13 protein-coding genes are annotated in these 15,325 nt (G+C 64.2%); 11 read left to right on the top strand and 2 right to left on the bottom strand.

All coding sequences use genetic code 11. The features are described 5' to 3' along the window. Window positions 1-141 precede the first annotated feature (141 nt). Entirely contained in the window at window positions 142-1,104 is a 963-nt protein-coding gene (locus AB0Y14_RS08640; RefSeq protein WP_436589113.1) for a quinone oxidoreductase family protein, read from the bottom strand. A 122-nt stretch (window positions 1,105-1,226) separates the two neighbouring features. Between AB0Y14_RS08640 and argC the strand changes: the two genes are divergently transcribed. The 6 genes from argC to AB0Y14_RS08610 are packed head-to-tail and all read left to right on the top strand — an operon-like array spanning window position 1,227 to window position 7,219. Continuing rightward, a complete protein-coding gene (gene argC, locus AB0Y14_RS08635) occupies window positions 1,227-2,288 on the top strand; it encodes an N-acetyl-gamma-glutamyl-phosphate reductase (RefSeq protein WP_436588866.1) in 1,062 nt (353 codons plus the stop codon). Continuing rightward, window positions 2,285-3,499, top strand: a complete 1,215-nt coding sequence (gene argJ, locus AB0Y14_RS08630) for a bifunctional glutamate N-acetyltransferase/amino-acid acetyltransferase ArgJ (RefSeq protein WP_436588865.1) — start codon at window positions 2,285-2,287, stop codon at window positions 3,497-3,499. The genes argC and argJ overlap by 4 nt, the downstream gene beginning before the upstream one ends. A 35-nt stretch (window positions 3,500-3,534) precedes the next feature. Beyond that, the gene (gene argB, locus AB0Y14_RS08625) at window positions 3,535-4,530 is read left to right on the top strand and encodes an acetylglutamate kinase (protein WP_436588864.1); all 996 of its coding nucleotides are present in this window, start codon (window positions 3,535-3,537) and stop codon (window positions 4,528-4,530) included. Then, window positions 4,527-5,750: an acetylornithine transaminase gene (locus AB0Y14_RS08620; protein WP_436588863.1), complete on the top strand. Its 1,224-nt coding sequence runs from the start codon at window positions 4,527-4,529 to the stop codon at window positions 5,748-5,750. The genes argB and AB0Y14_RS08620 overlap by 4 nt, the downstream gene beginning before the upstream one ends. Before the next feature lie 48 nt (window positions 5,751-5,798). After that, entirely contained in the window at window positions 5,799-6,743 is a 945-nt protein-coding gene (gene argF, locus AB0Y14_RS08615; RefSeq protein WP_436588862.1) for an ornithine carbamoyltransferase, read from the top strand. Between the two features lie 2 nt (window positions 6,744-6,745). Continuing rightward, window positions 6,746-7,219, top strand: a complete 474-nt coding sequence (locus tag AB0Y14_RS08610) for an arginine repressor (RefSeq protein ID WP_436588861.1) — start codon at window positions 6,746-6,748, stop codon at window positions 7,217-7,219. Between the two features lie 32 nt (window positions 7,220-7,251). Here the strand turns inward: AB0Y14_RS08610 and AB0Y14_RS08605 are convergent, their stop codons facing one another. Next, a complete protein-coding gene (locus AB0Y14_RS08605) occupies window positions 7,252-7,671 on the bottom strand; it encodes an ankyrin repeat domain-containing protein (protein ID WP_436588860.1) in 420 nt (139 codons plus the stop codon). A 266-nt stretch (window positions 7,672-7,937) separates the two neighbouring features. On the opposite strand from AB0Y14_RS08605, the gene AB0Y14_RS08600 reads away from it, so the two are divergent. The 5 genes from AB0Y14_RS08600 to tyrS all read left to right on the top strand — a co-directional run bounded on the left by AB0Y14_RS08600 (window position 7,938) and on the right by tyrS (window position 15,174). Continuing rightward, window positions 7,938-9,140 carry an argininosuccinate synthase gene (locus AB0Y14_RS08600; RefSeq protein ID WP_436588859.1) on the top strand — a complete coding sequence of 401 codons (1,203 nt, stop codon included), beginning with the start codon at window positions 7,938-7,940 and terminating at the stop codon, window positions 9,138-9,140. A gap of 94 nt (window positions 9,141-9,234) precedes the next feature. Further along, window positions 9,235-10,686, top strand: coding sequence for an argininosuccinate lyase (gene argH, locus AB0Y14_RS08595; RefSeq protein WP_436588858.1), 1,452 nt, complete (start codon window positions 9,235-9,237; stop codon window positions 10,684-10,686). Between the two features lie 155 nt (window positions 10,687-10,841). Next, a complete protein-coding gene (locus AB0Y14_RS08590; RefSeq protein ID WP_436588857.1) occupies window positions 10,842-11,393 on the top strand; it encodes an adenine phosphoribosyltransferase in 552 nt (183 codons plus the stop codon). Between the two features lie 104 nt (window positions 11,394-11,497). Beyond that, window positions 11,498-13,789 (top strand): HelD family protein, encoded by a 2,292-nt coding sequence (locus tag AB0Y14_RS08585; protein WP_436589112.1) that lies wholly within the window; start codon window positions 11,498-11,500, stop codon window positions 13,787-13,789. A 56-nt stretch (window positions 13,790-13,845) separates the two neighbouring features. After that, entirely contained in the window at window positions 13,846-15,174 is a 1,329-nt protein-coding gene (gene tyrS, locus AB0Y14_RS08580; protein WP_436588856.1) for a tyrosine--tRNA ligase, read from the top strand. Window positions 15,175-15,325 lie beyond the last annotated feature (151 nt).

The raw sequence follows: 15,325 nt of genomic DNA, 5'->3' as shown, positions 1-15,325 counted from the left end.
GGTCGTCTTGCTCGATGACCGCTCGTCAGAGAAGCGATCAAGGACCGCCCAGCAAATGCTGGGCGGTCCTTCGTCATGTGTCCCGTCACCGGGTTCAGGGCATGAGCTCCGTGTCCCGCGGTGAGGACACCGCTTACCGGCTCAAGGCTCCAGGAGAACCTTTCCACGAGTCTTCCTGCCCTCGAGGTACTCGTGGGCGCCAGCGGCATCCGCGAGAGGGAAGGTCTGGTCATGGGTGATCTTCAGGCGCCCCGCGAGGATGTCGTCGAAGAGCTCGCCCATGCGCCACTCGAGTTCGCGCCGGTCCCGCAGATACGCTCCCATCGACGGACGTGTTACGTACAGTGAACCCATCGCGTTCAGCCGCTGAAGGTCAAAAGGTGGCACCTGGCCGCTGGCGCCTCCGAAGAGGACAGCCATTCCGCGCGGCTTCAGGGTTGTCAGCGAGTCCTCGAAAGTCGTCTTCCCGACCGAGTCGTACACGACGTCGACGCCGCGGCCGTCCGTCAGCTCGCGGGTCCGATCGGCGAAGTCGTCATAGCGCACCACGTGATCGGTCCCGTGACCGAGCGCGATCTGTTCCTTCTCGTCAGAGGACACCGTGGCGATTACCCGCGCACCGAGGTTCTTGATCATCTGGATGGCCAGGCCTCCGACTCCGCCTGCACCCGCGTGAAACAGAACCGTGTCCGATGCACTGACCGGGTACGTGGACCGAACCAAATAGTGTGCCGTGACGCCCTGGAGGGGCAGACAGGCAGCGTCCATGGGATCGATGCCCTCCGGAATGCGGACGCTCTTGTCGTCATCCACCACGAAATATTCGGCGTATGTGGCCGTGGCCTGACTCGTGGCGATGCGATCGCCCACCGTGGCATTGACGGCCCCCGGCCCGGCCGCCACAACGACGCCTACGGCCTCGCTGCCCGGGACGAAGGGGTAGGACACGTCGTACACGCCCGAGCGTTGATAGGTCTCGATGAAATTCACGCCCGTGGCCTTGGTTCTGACCAGCAATTGGGTGCCCGAAGGCTCAGGGACGGGCACGGATCTCTCTTCGAAGACCCCTGGCCCTCCGCTGGAAGGCGCGACCACTGCGGTCATGGACTCCGGTATCTGCTCTGACAAAGCCAACTCCTTCGGTCGTGAAGTGATCTCGCGGCCATCCTAGTCGCTCCATGCATAAAGATTTAGACCACTGTATAAATCTGCGGTACAGTGTCGTCATGACATTTTCGGTAGCAGTATCCGGTGCCACGGGCTACGCGGGCGGAGAGGTCCTCCGCCTTTTGTCTCAGCACCCCCAGGTGGACGTGACCACCGTGACCGCGAATTCCACCGCGGGCGCGCGATTGGGGGAACTGGCCCCGAACCTGCGATCCCTGGCCGACCTCACGGTCCAGGAGACCAGTGCGGCGACATTGTCCGGGCACGACGTCGTTTTCCTTGCCCTGCCCCATGGAGCAAGTGGCCCCGTGGCGGCCGAGCTGCCCGAAGGGACACTCGTCATCGACGCCGGGGCAGACCACCGGCTCCGAGACCCGGACGCGTGGGCTCGTTTCTACGGGACGGAGCACGCAGGTCACTGGCCGTACGGTCTGCCCGAGCTGATCACCGCGCCGTACCGGACCGGAGCGCCGACCAAGCAACGAGAGGAATTGGCCGGTGTTTCGAGGATTGCCGTGCCGGGTTGTTACCCCACGAGTGCTCAGCTCGCATTGGCCCCCGGCCTTGCCGCTGGTCTGCTCGACCCGGAGGACATCGTCATCGTTGCAGCGTCCGGAACCTCGGGAGCCGGCAAGGCCGCCAAGCCGCATTTGATGGCCAGCGAAGCCATGTCGTCGATGTCTCCGTACGGTGTCGGCGGCGTGCACCGCCACACTCCCGAGATGGAGCAGGGCTTCGGCGATGCCTCGGGCGAGCCCGTGAGCGTGAGCTTCACCCCAACCCTGGCTCCGATGCCTCGCGGCATTCTGACCACCGCGACGGCTCGAATTCTTCCGGGTGTGAGCGAGGACGAACTTCGCGCTGCCTGGGGTGCGGCGTACTCCTCCGAACCGTTCGTCCATGTGCTTCCCGAAGGCCAGTGGCCGACCACCAAGTCGGTGCAGGGAAGCAACCACGCCGTGATGCAGCTGGCGCTCGATCCGCATGTCGGGCGCGTGATCGTCACCTGCGCGATAGACAACCTGGCCAAGGGCACTGCGGGTGGTGCCGTCCAGTCGATGAACATTGCCCTGGGCCTCCCGGAGACCACAGGCCTTGACCAGGAAGGACTCGTGCCATGAGTTCAGAACCGAAGAACGCTCCGGAGATCGACGTCGAGAACGGACTGGCCGGAATCCGCGGATTCGAATATTCCGGGGTGTCCGCCGGGTTGAAGGCCAGTGGCGGGATGGACGTCGCCCTCGTGCGCAACTTGGGCCCCGAATTCACTGCCGCGGCTGTGTTCACCACGAATCGTTTCGCCGCGGCGCCGGTCGAGTGGTCTCGCGAGGTGGTGGGCGACGGGCGGGTGGACGTCGTCGTTCTCAATTCCGGTGGCGCGAATGCCTGCACGGGAACCGAGGGGTTTCGCAACACCCACCGGACCGCCGAGGAAGTTGCCACGCTGACCGACGCGGCCGCGGGCGATGTGCTCGTGTGCTCGACGGGTCTCATCGGCGAGCAACTGCCGATGGATCTGTTGCTGCCGGGGCTTCGGGACGCGGCGGACTCACTGGGCGAAGGCCCCGAGTACGACGACGCCGCGGCGTCGGCCATCATGACCACCGACACCGTGTCCAAGAAGGCCTCCGTGACCCTTCAGACTGAACAGGGGCCAGTACGCATCGGCGGGATCGCCAAGGGCGCCGGAATGTTGGCCCCAGGCTTGGCGACGATGCTCGTGGTCCTCGCCACCGATGCCTCGATGTCCGCGGAGAACCTCGATGCGGCTCTGCGCTCGGCCACGGAGCGCAGTTTCGACCGGGCCGACTCGGACGGTTGCATGTCCACGAACGACACCGTCGCGTTGATGGCCTCGGGCGCCAGTGGCGCGGTCCCCGAACAGCAGGAGTTCACGGATGCCCTCACTCGGGTTTGCGTGAGCTTGGCCCTCCAGCTGATCGGCGACGCCGAAGGTTCCAGTCACGATATTCACGTCACCACCGTCGGGGCCTCCTCGGAGGCCCAGGCGTTGGAGGTTTCTCGTGCCGTGGCGCGTTCCAACCTCTTCAAGTGCGCGATCTTCGGCAACGATCCGAATTGGGGACGCATCCTCTCCGAGGTGGGGACCACGTCGGTGGACTTCGACCCCTCGGACGTCAACGTATCCATCAACGGAGTCATGATCTGCCGGGGTGGCGCCATTGGTGAGGACCGGTCGCTGGTTGACCTGTCCGCGGACCGAATAGTGAACGTCGTGATAGACCTTGGCGCCGGGAGCGAGTCCGGGACCATCTGGACCAACGACCTGACCCACGATTATGTCGAGGAAAACTCGGCTTACTCGAGCTAGGAGAGGTGAGCACGGTGCCCCAACAGAGTGATCACATGCGTTACGCCTCGGCGCAGAGCAAGGCCGGTACGCTCATGGAAGCCTTGCCCTGGATCCAGCGATTCGCGGGCAAGGTCATGGTCTTCAAATATGGCGGCAACGCCATGATCAATGAAGAACTGCGCGAGGCCTTCGCGGAGGACATGGTCTTCCTCAGGTCCGTGGGAATCAAGCCGGTCGTGGTGCACGGAGGCGGGCCGCAGATCTCGTCCATGCTGGAAAGACTCGGCATCGAGAGCGAGTTCCGCGGCGGGCTCCGGTACACGACCCCGGAAGCCATGGACGTGGTGCGCATGGTTCTCACCGGACAGGTGGCCCGGCAGCTCGTAGGGCTCATCAACCAGCACGGCCCTCACGCCGTCGGGATGTCCGGCGAGGACGGCGGGCTCTTGAGAGCCAGGCGCATCACGACCGTCGTCGACGGGGTTGAGACCGATCTAGGTCTGGTCGGTGAGGTGGTCGGCGTCAACACCACCGCCATCACCTCGATGATCGATGCGGGGAAAATCCCCGTGATCTCCTCGATTGCCCCCGAAATCCTGGCCGACGGGCGAGCCGTCGAGCAGGGGATGCCCCTGGATACGCCCACGGGGGAGGTCCTCAACGTCAACGCCGATACGGCCGCGGCGGCCGTTGCCGCTGCGATCGGGGCAGAGAAGCTGGTGATGCTGACCGACGTCGAGGGGTTGTACGCCGACTGGCCGGATCGGGATTCGCTGATCAGCTCGCTGACGGCCGGAGAACTCCGGCGGATCATTCCCAGCCTCTCGGAAGGCATGATCCCCAAGATGAGCGCCTGCCTCGCGGCCGTCGAGAACCGTGTCCCCGCAGCTTCGATCGTCGACGGTCGACGCGCCCACTCACCGCTCTTGGAAATTTTTACGGATTCAGGGATCGGGACCCAGGTCACGGGGGAGGTTACGGAGCCCAAACCGTTGGCCGATTTCGTCCTGGTGAACCCGTTCCGGACGACCGAGGAGGAAACCTCATGAACCAGCAGGAATTGCTCAACGACTACCGCGAGAATCTCTTGGGAGTGTTCGGTGATCCGAGCCTTGTCCTGACCTCGGGCCAGGGGTCGAGGGTGACCGACGCGGACGGCCGCACCTACGTCGATCTTCTGGGCGGCATCGCGGTCAACGCTCTCGGATACGGCCACCCCGTGTGGGTCGAGGCCGTATCCCGTCAGGCCGGTCGTCTGGGGCATGTCTCCAATTTCTTCACGACCCCGGAACAGTTGTCGCTGGCCGGCAAGCTCCTGGACATCACCGGTGCCCCGGACTCGGGGAAGGTGTTCTTCACGAATTCCGGAACCGAGGCCAATGAGGCCGCGTTGAAGCTGGTCAGGTCCCACGGAAATTCGGCGACGCCGGCCAAGCAACGCATCCTGGCCCTCGACCACGGTTTTCACGGTCGGACTGCCGGTGCGCTGGCCGCAACCTCCAAAGAGGCCTATCGGACCCCGTTCGAGCCGCTGCCGGGCGGCGTCGAGTTCGTCGAACCGACCACGCAGGCTCTCGAAGCGGCGTTCGACGACGACGTCGCCGGCCTCATCCTCGAGCCCATCCAGGGCGAGGCCGGGGTGCATCCTCTCCCGACGGGATTCCTGGCGGCGGCAAGGCGACTGACCAGGGAGCACGCGGCCCTCCTGGTGGTCGATGAAGTCCAAACCGGTATGGGTCGTACAGGCCGCTGGCTCGCGAGCCAGGAGGTGCTGACGGGGGAGCAGGCCCCCGACGTCGTCACGCTCGCGAAGTCTCTCGGGGGAGGATTCCCGATCGGTGCGATGATCGTGATGACCCCGGAGGCGACCCGAGTTCTCGGTCCGGGCAACCACGGGACGACCTTCGGAGGCAATCCCTTGGCCATGGCGGCGGGGCTGGCGACCATTCAGGTCATCGAAGACGAAGGACTGCTCGAGCGTGCTCGTACCGTCGGCCAAGGACTTCGCGACGGCCTGGCCTCGATCGATGGGGTCGCGGAGGTTCGGGGAGAGGGGTTGCTCATCGGTATCGATCTCGACCTCTCACAGTTCTCGGCCGATGCCCCGGCCCCGGCCGTCGTTACCGAAGCCCGCGACCGTGGGTTCATCATCAACGCCACCGGGCCTTCCACCCTGCGTCTGGCGCCCCCTTTGGTGATCGAGGGCGCACATATCGACGCGTTCCTCGAGGCCCTCCCCACGATCCTGGATGCCGTCCGCTCCGTGTGAACCCCGCGATGCGCGACCGAATCATTGACCCAGAAAAGAATTGAGACCATGACACGCCATTTCCTGGTGGACACCGACCTTTCCCCGGACGAGCAGAAGACCGTCCTCGACCTGGCCGAGAGGATGAAAGCAGATCGCTGGTCCGAGAAACCCCTGGCCGGGCCGCAGTCGGTAGCGGTCATCTTCGACAAGACGTCCACGCGAACGCGCTTCTCCTTCGGCGTCGGCATCGGTGATCTCGGTGGGAACCCGCTGATCGTCAACCCGGGCGAATCGCAGCTCGGCCACAAGGAGTCGATCGCAGACACCACACATGTCTTGTCTCGCATGGTCTCGACGATCGTCTGGCGAACGTTTGAACAGTCCGGGCTGGAGGAGATGGCCGAGAATTCGACGGTTCCGGTCATCAACGCGCTCTCGGACGATTACCACCCATGCCAGATCCTGGCCGACCTCCTGACGGTTCGGGAGAGCTTCGGTCAGACGGAGGGCCTGACCCTGGCCTACGTGGGGGACGCCGCCAACAACATGGCCCACTCCTACCTTCTGGGCGGCGTTACGGCGGGGATGAACGTCCGTGTCGCCGGGCCGGATGGGTACCTTCCTCGAGAGGACATCCTCGTTGCCGCGCGCGGCCGGGCCGATGAGACCGGTGGTTCGGTTCTGGTGACCGAAGATGTCGACGCCGCCCTGGACGGTGCCGACGTCGTCGTCACGGATACCTGGATTTCGATGGGCCAGGAAAATGAAACCGAACAGCGCCGGAAGATCTTTGCTCCGTACGGAGTCACCGGTGAGTCCATGGCCAAAGCCAAGGACTCGGCCATTTTCATGCACTGCCTGCCGGCCTTCCGCGGGTTCGAGGTCACCTCCGATGTGATCGACGGGCCGTCCTCGGTGGTGTGGGACGAGGCGGAGAATCGGCTGCACGCGCAAAAGGCCCTGATGACATGGTTGTTGGAGGCTTCACGCGCCGGAAAGGAACGACGCTAGACATGGGAATCCCCTCGACCAAGGCCGCACGCCAGGCGCGCATCATCTCCCTGCTCGAGACGGCCAAGATCAGATCCCAATCCGAGCTCGCGGACTATTTGGAGAAGGACGGGGTCCAGGTCACGCAGGCGACACTCTCGCGCGACCTCGTCGAAATCGGTGCCGAACGGATTCGCGGTACGGATGGGGTCCTGATCTATTCGGTGGCCGGTATCGACCCCGTCAAGGAACGGGACGCTCCCGACAGGCTCAAGGGGTTGTTCCGCGATCTGCTGATCATGGCCGAGGCCAGCGGGAACATCGTGATGCTCAGGACGCCGGCCGGCGCCGCCCAGTTCCTCGCGTCAGCACTGGATCACACGGAGATTCCCGAAGCCATCGGCACCATAGCCGGTGACGACACGGTCATGGTCGTCTCCCGGGACCCGAATGGGGGCCAGACACTGGCGCAACGGTTCCTGGAGTGGTCCGAGTAGACCGGTGAGGTGACCACTGGGCGACTGGCAGGTCAGAGGATGCCGCGTTCGCGGAGCAAGACCTTCATATCGTCGATATCGAAGAATTCGGCGATCGCTCCGGCCGACTGCGAGCCCAAGGAGGGGTCGGCACCGGCATCCAGGAGCGCGTTGGTGATCTCGCGATTGTTGCGGAAGATCGCACTGGCCAGGGCCGTCTGCCCCCGATCATTGAGACGGTCCACATCAGCACCGCGCTCGAGCAACAATGCGACGATGTCCGGATGTTCCCTGTAGGCACCGAGGATGAGCAAAGTGTCACCCTTGGGGTCAGTCAGGTTGACCGGGACACCCTGGTCGAGGACGGCGGCCAGCTGCTGGGTTTGTCCTTCGCGGGCGAGATCGAAGATCTGGTGCAAAGCCTCCAGCTCCTGGTCACTCAGCTCGCTCGCGTTGTCACTGCTGTCGGTCATCGAAAGAACCATCCTCTTATTGTGAGCAATTCAGAATAACTCTACAGGATGCGCTCTGCCACTGGGGTGCGGGGTGGCGCGTTCATGCAGCTCGAGCCCGAATTTCGCCCCTAGAGTGCCACGTCGTCCGCTCGACCGCTCGCGGCTACCATGTCACGCCGACGCCGATGTGTATAAATACAATTCATGCTGTATAGTCATACAAGATGACAAGACAGGCTTCCGGTGCAGGCACCGGAGGAGCACGAGGAGAAAGGGCGCACCCCATGACGGATCGGGTTGTACTTGCGTATTCCGGAGGTTTGGACACCTCTGTGGCCATCGGTTGGATCGGAGAAGCCACCGGTGCCGAAGTCATTGCCGTGGCGGTCGACGTCGGGCAGGGCGGAGAAGACCTGGAGACGGTCCGGCAGCGAGCCCTCGACTGCGGTGCGGTTGAGGCCTATGTGGCGGATGCTCGGGAAGAGTTCGCGACCGATTACTGCATGCCGGCGCTCAAGACCAATGCGCTGTACATGGACGCCTACCCGTTGGTCTCCGCGGTATCCCGGCCGGTGATCGTCAAGCACTTGGTCAAAGCGGCCAAGCAGTTCAACGCCACCACGGTTGCCCACGGATGCACGGGCAAGGGCAACGACCAGGTACGGTTCGAGGTCGGCATCCAGACCCTCGGACCCGACCTGAAGTGCATTGCTCCCGTTCGGGATCTCGCCCTGACGCGCGAAAAGGCCATCACCTACGCCGAGAACAACGACCTTCCGATCGTCACCACCAAATCCAACCCGTTCTCGATCGACCAGAACGTGTGGGGCAGGGCAGTGGAGACCGGTTTCCTGGAAGACATCTGGAACCGGCCCACCAAGGACGTCTACGACTACACGGATGACCCGACCTTCCCGCCGGCCGTCGACGAAGTCACCATCACCTTCGAACAGGGCATCCCGGTGGCCATCGACGGCGAATCCGTGACTCCCCTTGAAGCCATCGAGATCATGAACCGCAGGGCCGGTGCCCAGGGCATCGGCCGGATCGACGTCGTCGAGGACAGGCTCGTGGGCATCAAGTCCCGCGAGATCTACGAGGCTCCCGGGGCGATGGCTCTCATTGCCGCGCACAAGGAACTCGAGAACGTGACGATCGAGCGGGAACAGGCCCGGTTCAAGAAGACCGTGGACCAGCGGTGGACCGAATTGGTCTACGACGGCCAGTGGTTCTCTCCCTTGAAGAAGTCCTTGGACGTCTTCGTGGAGGACACCCAGAAGATGGTCAACGGAGAGGTCCGGATGGACCTGCACGGCGGCCGGGCCACTGTGACTGGCCGCCGGTCCAACACGTCGCTGTATGACTTCAACCTGGCGACCTATGATGAGGGCGACAGTTTCGACCAGTCCAATGCGCGTGGCTTCATCGAGCTCTTCGGGATGTCGTCGAAGGTCGCCTCGTCGCGCGACCAGCGGTTGGGACTGTAACGAGCAAGAAAATCCGCCTCTGCCCGTCGACCTGGGTCGACGGGCAGAGGCGGATCACGTGCGCGCGGCCGATGCGGACGCGGAAGAAAGGTGAATGGTGACTTCACAGCAGGACAAGCACGGAACCAATGAGGGTGCTCTCTGGGGCGGTCGTTTTGCCGGAGGGCCGTCCGACGCACTCGCGGCCCTGAGCAAGTCGACACAGTTCGACTGGCGGCTCGCGCCCTATGACATCGCCGGTTCGCGCGCTCACGCCCGGGTGCTGCACGCCAAGAACCTGCTTTCGGACGCGGAGCTCTCAGGCATGATCGATGCCCTGGACAGGCTCGAACAGGACGTCCGGACCGGAACCTACCAACCCGCCGTTTCGGACGAAGACGTCCATGGTGCCCTGGAGAAAGGGCTCATCGAGCGGGCCGGCCCCGACCTCGGAGGGAAGCTCAGGGCAGGACGTTCGCGCAATGACCAGATCGCCACACTCGGCCGGATGTATCTGCGCGACCATGCCTCGATCCTCGCCGAAGGCGTTCTGGGCGTGATCGACGCCCTGGTGTCCCAGTCGGAACGCCACCCCTATGCGCCGATGCCGGGGCGTACCCACCTCCAGCACGCACAGCCCATTCTGCTGTCGCACCAGCTCCTGGCCCACGCCTGGGCGTTGTCCCGTGACCTCGAGCGCCTGCGCGACTGGGATTCCCGTGCGGCGGTCTCACCCTACGGGTCGGGCGCGCTCGCAGGTTCCTCGCTGGGGCTGGACCCCAACGCCGTCGCTCGGGAGCTCGGATTCGATTCGGCGACCCACAACTCGATCGACGGCACGGCAGGCCGCGACGTCTACGCGGAATTCTCCTGGATCTCGGCCATGATCTCCGTGGACCTCTCCCGCATCTCCGAAGAAGTGATCCTGTGGGCCACCAAGGAGTTCTCCTTCGTCAAACTGCACGATTCCTTCTCGACGGGGTCATCGATCATGCCCCAGAAGAAGAATCCGGACATCGCCGAGTTGGCCAGAGGCAAGGCCGGGCGTCTGATCGGTGACCTGACCGGCCTGCTCTCGACCCTCAAGGCCTTGCCCCTCGCGTACAACCGGGACTTGCAGGAGGACAAGGAACCGATCTTCGACGCGATCGATCAGCTCGAAACCCTCCTCCCGGCAGTCTCCGGCATGATCGAGACGCTGGAATTCAACACGGACCGTTTGGCCGAATTGGCGCCCCAGGGCTTCGCGCTGGCCACCGACGTCGCCGAATGGCTCGTGCGTCAGGGCGTGCCTTTCCGGGTCGCACACGAGATCGCGGGCGACGCCGTCCGTGTGTGCGAGGAGAAGGACTGCGAGCTGTGGGACCTGACCGACGAGGACTTTGCTGCCGTCTCCGAGCACCTGGTTCCGGCGGTGCGTGAGGTTCTCACGGTCGAGGGGTCGCTCAATTCGCGGGCGTCCCAAGGCGGAACGGCACCGTCGGCCGTTGCCGCCCAGCTCCAGGCGCTGAAAGACGCTTTGGCGGAGGACCGGCAGTTCGCGGCGCGATCCCGGGTGGTCGACTAGGGCCACGAGCTCGCATGACCGAACGTGTGCTCCCTGATCGCTTCGCGGTCGGGTGAACTGCCTGGGTCGGTTATCCCGCCGGAGAACTCTGGCGTACTCTGTTAGGTGCACTTTTCGTCCAATGGGGCCTCGCATGCCCGGAAGCCAGGCGAGTTATGAACGAATCCACGACGCCGACCGCGGATGAGCGGGTCGCGACGACCATCGACAAGGTCTGCGCGGTGATCCCGGACTACCCGGAGCCCGGCATCATCTTCCGGGACCTGACCCCTCTGTTCGCCGACGGCGCCGCGTTGCGCGAGGTCGTGGACGCACTTCTGCGTCGGTTCGAGGGCCAGTTCGACGTCGTGGCCGGGGTCGAGGCTCGTGGCTTCCTGCTCGCCTCCGCGGCGGCGTACGCGGCCGGCGTCGGCGTCCTGCCCGTCCGCAAGGAAGGCAAGTTGCCGCGCGAGACCTACGCCGAGTCGTACCAGCTCGAGTACGGGACCGCGACCTTGGAGATCCACCGAGATGATATCCCTCCCGGGGCGAGGGTCCTGGTCCTGGACGACATCCTGGCGACGGGTGGGACGCTCGGGGCCGCGGTCAAACTCGTCGAACGGGCAGGGATGCGCGTCGCGGGAATTGGCGTCGTGATGGAACTCGAGGGGCTCGCGGGTCGGGCCAATCTCACCGGCCATGAGGTCAGTGCGCTCTATACGGTCTAGACTATTCAGTCCTGACCACTCACAGCACGGCTTTTCCGAAGGAAGCACGGATTCCCATGTCTACCTCTCGCGAGGACACCTCGCAGCAGACGAACCCCGAAATCATGGCAGAACATCAGGCCTATGAGCGACAGCTCGAAGAGGCACTGAGGCACGAGCGCGAGTACGTCGATCGTCTGTACGGTCGTCTCGATGAGCTCCGTGAGGAGAATCGGGAGAAACTCGCCGACGTTCGTCGCACCGGGTCGTCCGGAAGCCACCAGAACCGTTCCGAGAGGGACGCTTATGCGACCTTCTATGAGGACCGGCTCGGTCAGCTCGACGCGGTGGACAACCGGCTGGTTTTCGGCAAACTGGATCTCGACGACGCGTCCACGCGGTACATCGGACGCATCGGGTTGGCGGACGAGAACCACGAGCGCCTCATGGTCGATTGGCGTGCTCCGGAGGCGGGCACTTTCTACCAGGCCACGGCCTTCGACCCGCAGGGCGTCCGGCGCCGCCGCCACCTCATCCTGGAGCGTCGCACCCTGCGAAACATCGAGGATGACGTACTCGACCCCGAGTTCCTCGAGGACGAGGAGATCCTCCATGGCGAAGGTGCCCTTCTGGCAGCCCTCAACCGCAAGCGCACGGGTCGAATGACTGACATTGTCGCGACGATCCAGGCAGAGCAGGACCGCATCATTCGTGCGGAGCTCGCCGGTGTGCAGGTGGTTCAGGGCGGCCCGGGCACGGGCAAGACGGCCGTGGCGCTCCACCGTGCGGCGTACCTGCTCTATACGAATCGCGAGCGGCTCCAGAAGTCCGGGGTCCTGGTGGTCGGGCCGTCGTCGTCATTCATGTGGTACATCGAGCGCGTTCTGCCTTCCCTCGGGGAGACGGGTGTCGTGATGTCTTCACTGGCGACCCTGTACCCGGGCGTGAGAGCCGTGCCCGAAAGCGATCCCCGCATCGGCCGTCTCAAAGGGTCCCTCGACATGGCTGCCGTGATCAAGAAGGCAGTGGCGGACCGGCAGAAGGTGCCGCAGAAGGTGCAGACCCTCTCAGTGGATTCTTCGCGCGTCGAGCTCGGGCCCAAACAGATCAAGCACGCCCGGGAACGCGCCCGCGCCACGGGGAAACCCCACAACCAGGCGCGGGAAACCTTCGTGAAGATTCTCGTGCAGGATCTGGCGGACCAGTTGGAGAAACAACTCAACGAGTCCAGCGGCAACGATATGGACCGTTCCTATCTGCTCGAGGACGTGCGGCAAGCCCGGGATGTGCGGGTCGCCCTGAACCTGGCATGGATGCCGATGACCGCGGAGACCCTCGTCAGGGACCTCTTTTCCAAGCGCCACTACCTGGAGTCGGCGGGAGCCCATCTCTCGGAGGACGACGTCGACGCGTTGCTCCGTCCCAAGGACGCACCGTTTACGGAGTCCGATGTGCCGCTGCTGGACGAGGCGGCCGAGCTACTTGGTGACTTCGAGGCCGCTGTCGGCCACAGCGCTGCACGTGCCGCGGCGGAGCGGAACTCGAACCTGGAAAACGCGACCAAGACCTTGGAGAACGTCGACGCCGCCCTGGAAGAGATGGGCGTCAACGGCGTCGTCACTGCCGAGATGCTGGCCGGGATCAACGAGACCGGAGCAACACGCATGACCGCCGCGGAAGCGGCCAACTCGGACCGGACCTGGGCATACGGGCATGTGGTCGTGGACGAGGCCCAAGAACTCTCCCCGATGCAGTGGCGTCTGCTGATGCGGCGGTGCCCGATGAAATCGTTCACGGTGGTCGGTGACATCGCGCAGGCCTCCGCGGCCGCTTCCTCGACAAGCTGGGGCGAGGCCCTGGAGCCTTTCGTCGAGGACCGGTATCGCCTGGACGAGCTGTCGGTCAATTACCGGACCCCGTCGCAGATTTCGGAGGCCGCGTCGTCGATGGCTCAAGCCGCGGGCCTGGAAGTATCCGCACCGCGCGCCGTGCGGGAGGGGGAGTGGTCGCCACGGGTCATCGCGACCGACGACGTTCTCGGCACGCTGTCCCGCAGGTTGCGCCAGGACCTGGACGCCGTGGCCGGCGGGCTCGTGGGGGTCATCGTTGCCCACCCCGAATACGACAAGGTCGTTCGGGCGGTGAGCGAGGAATTCTCGGATCTCACCGGAACCTCGGAGTCTGCGCTCGAACGACAGATTCTGGTGCTGACACCGTGGGAGGCCAAGGGCCTGGAATTCGACACCGTGGTGGTCGTGGAACCGAACTCGGTCGTGGAGGCGGCCTACGGGACCGTCGGCGACCTCTATGTCAGCATGACCCGACCGACCCAACGGCTCGCTCTGATCGCATCCCGCGGAGTGCCCGCAGGGTTGGAGCAGTGGACCACCGACGGTCGCGAATCCCCGGCACACTAGGCCAGGAGGAGCCATGAAGAAAGAACAGACGGATGGCGAATGGTAGCGTGAATGACGTGACGAATAATTCAGTGATCGACTCCGTGCACGGGCTGAACGAGCAGTCCAACGACCCGAGTTTCGACAACATCTGGCAGGAACTCACCTGGCGTGGTCTCGTCCACGTATCGACCGACCAGGAGGCCCTGGAAAAGGCCCTGGCCGAGGAGACGGTCACCTACTATTGCGGATTCGATCCCACCGCGGCTTCCCTGCACCTGGGGCATCTGGTTCAGCTCCTGGTGATGCGGCGGTTGCAGCTGGACGGTCACAAGCCCCTGGGACTTGTGGGCGGTTCGACCGGGCTCATCGGCGACCCGCGGCAGAGCTCGGAGAGGACGCTGAACTCCCGCGAAGTCGTGGCCGAGTGGGTCGAGGCGTTGCGCGGTCAGGTTCGTCGCTTCTTGTCCTTCGAGGGAGACAATGCGGCCCGGATGGTCAATAACCTCGATTGGACGGGCGGACTCTCGGCCATCGACTTCCTGCGCGACATAGGGAAGAACTTCCGTGTCGGCACGATGATCAAGAAGGAGATCGTCTCCAAGAGGCTCAACTCGGAGGAAGGAATCTCCTACACCGAGTTCAGCTACCAGATCCTGCAGGGCATGGACTTCCTGGAGCTCTACAGACAGTACGGATGCACCTTGCAATCCGGGGGATCGGACCAGTGGGGCAACCTGACTTCCGGCACGGAGTTGGTGCGCAAGGTCGAGGGCGAAACGGTCCACGCGATCGGCACGCCGCTCATCACGAATGCCGACGGAACCAAATTCGGGAAGTCCGAGGGCAACGCGATCTGGCTGGACCCAGAGCTGACGAGCCCGTACGCGTTCTACCAGTTCTGGCTCAACACCGCCGACGCCGACGTCGTCGATCGACTCAAGGTATTCACGTTCCGCAGTCGCGCCGAGATCGAAGAACTCGGGCGGAAGACCGAAGAGGAACCCTTCCGCAGGGAAGCGCAACGTGTCCTTGCGTTTGACGTGTGCTCGCTGGTGCACGGCGTGGAGGCCACGGAGAAGGTCATCGAGGCTTCTCAGGCGCTGTTCGGCAAGGGGGACTTCGCCGCTCTCGACGAACAGACTCTTGTGGCCGCAACCGCCGAACTGCCTCACGCGGAAGTCGACGGGAGCGACCTGTCGCTGGTCAACCTCCTCATCAGCACCGAACTGTGCGAATCCAAGTCGGCCGCCCGCCGGACACTCAAGGAAGGCGGAGCTGCGGTCAACAACGTCAAGGTCAGCGGGGAGGACGCCGTCGTCGAGACGGGCCAGCTCCTGCACGGCAAGTACGCAATCATCAGACGGGGAAAGAAGAACATGGCCGTGGTGACGGTGCGCCCCTAGCGGTTCGCTCGTCGCTGGAGGACCACGAGCCTCAGTCGAAAACAGCCCGGTTGTAGCCTCTTCGTAGGCGGCAACCGGGCTGTTTTTCCTTGTGGTGGTGGGGTTGTGTGGTTTGTGGTGTGTTTCACGTGGGTGTGGGTTGGTGTTTGGG

The sequence above is a fragment of the Rothia sp. HC945 genome (assembly GCF_051370785.1).
Classification (GTDB): domain Bacteria; phylum Actinomycetota; class Actinomycetes; order Actinomycetales; family Micrococcaceae; genus Rothia.
This window is presented reverse-complemented; position numbering and strand designations above follow the sequence as displayed.

Excerpts from the sequence above, each read along its gene's own strand:
- AB0Y14_RS08605 (WP_436588860.1), bottom strand. The coding sequence starts at position 7,671 with ATGACCGACAGCAGTGACAACGCGAGCGAGCTGAGTGACCAGGAGCTG.
- AB0Y14_RS08600 (WP_436588859.1), top strand. The coding sequence starts at position 7,938 with ATGACGGATCGGGTTGTACTTGCGTATTCCGGAGGTTTGGACACCTCT.
- argF (WP_436588862.1), top strand. The coding sequence starts at position 5,799 with ATGACACGCCATTTCCTGGTGGACACCGACCTTTCCCCGGACGAGCAG.
- AB0Y14_RS08640 (WP_436589113.1), bottom strand. The coding sequence starts at position 1,104 with ATGACCGCAGTGGTCGCGCCTTCCAGCGGAGGGCCAGGGGTCTTCGAA.
- AB0Y14_RS08610 (WP_436588861.1), top strand. The coding sequence starts at position 6,746 with ATGGGAATCCCCTCGACCAAGGCCGCACGCCAGGCGCGCATCATCTCC.
- argH (WP_436588858.1), top strand. The coding sequence starts at position 9,235 with ATGGTGACTTCACAGCAGGACAAGCACGGAACCAATGAGGGTGCTCTC.
- argB (WP_436588864.1), top strand. The coding sequence starts at position 3,535 with ATGCGTTACGCCTCGGCGCAGAGCAAGGCCGGTACGCTCATGGAAGCC.
- argJ (WP_436588865.1), top strand. The coding sequence starts at position 2,285 with ATGAGTTCAGAACCGAAGAACGCTCCGGAGATCGACGTCGAGAACGGA.
- AB0Y14_RS08620 (WP_436588863.1), top strand. The coding sequence starts at position 4,527 with ATGAACCAGCAGGAATTGCTCAACGACTACCGCGAGAATCTCTTGGGA.
- AB0Y14_RS08590 (WP_436588857.1), top strand. The coding sequence starts at position 10,842 with ATGAACGAATCCACGACGCCGACCGCGGATGAGCGGGTCGCGACGACC.
- argC (WP_436588866.1), top strand. The coding sequence starts at position 1,227 with ATGACATTTTCGGTAGCAGTATCCGGTGCCACGGGCTACGCGGGCGGA.
- AB0Y14_RS08585 (WP_436589112.1), top strand. The coding sequence starts at position 11,498 with ATGGCAGAACATCAGGCCTATGAGCGACAGCTCGAAGAGGCACTGAGG.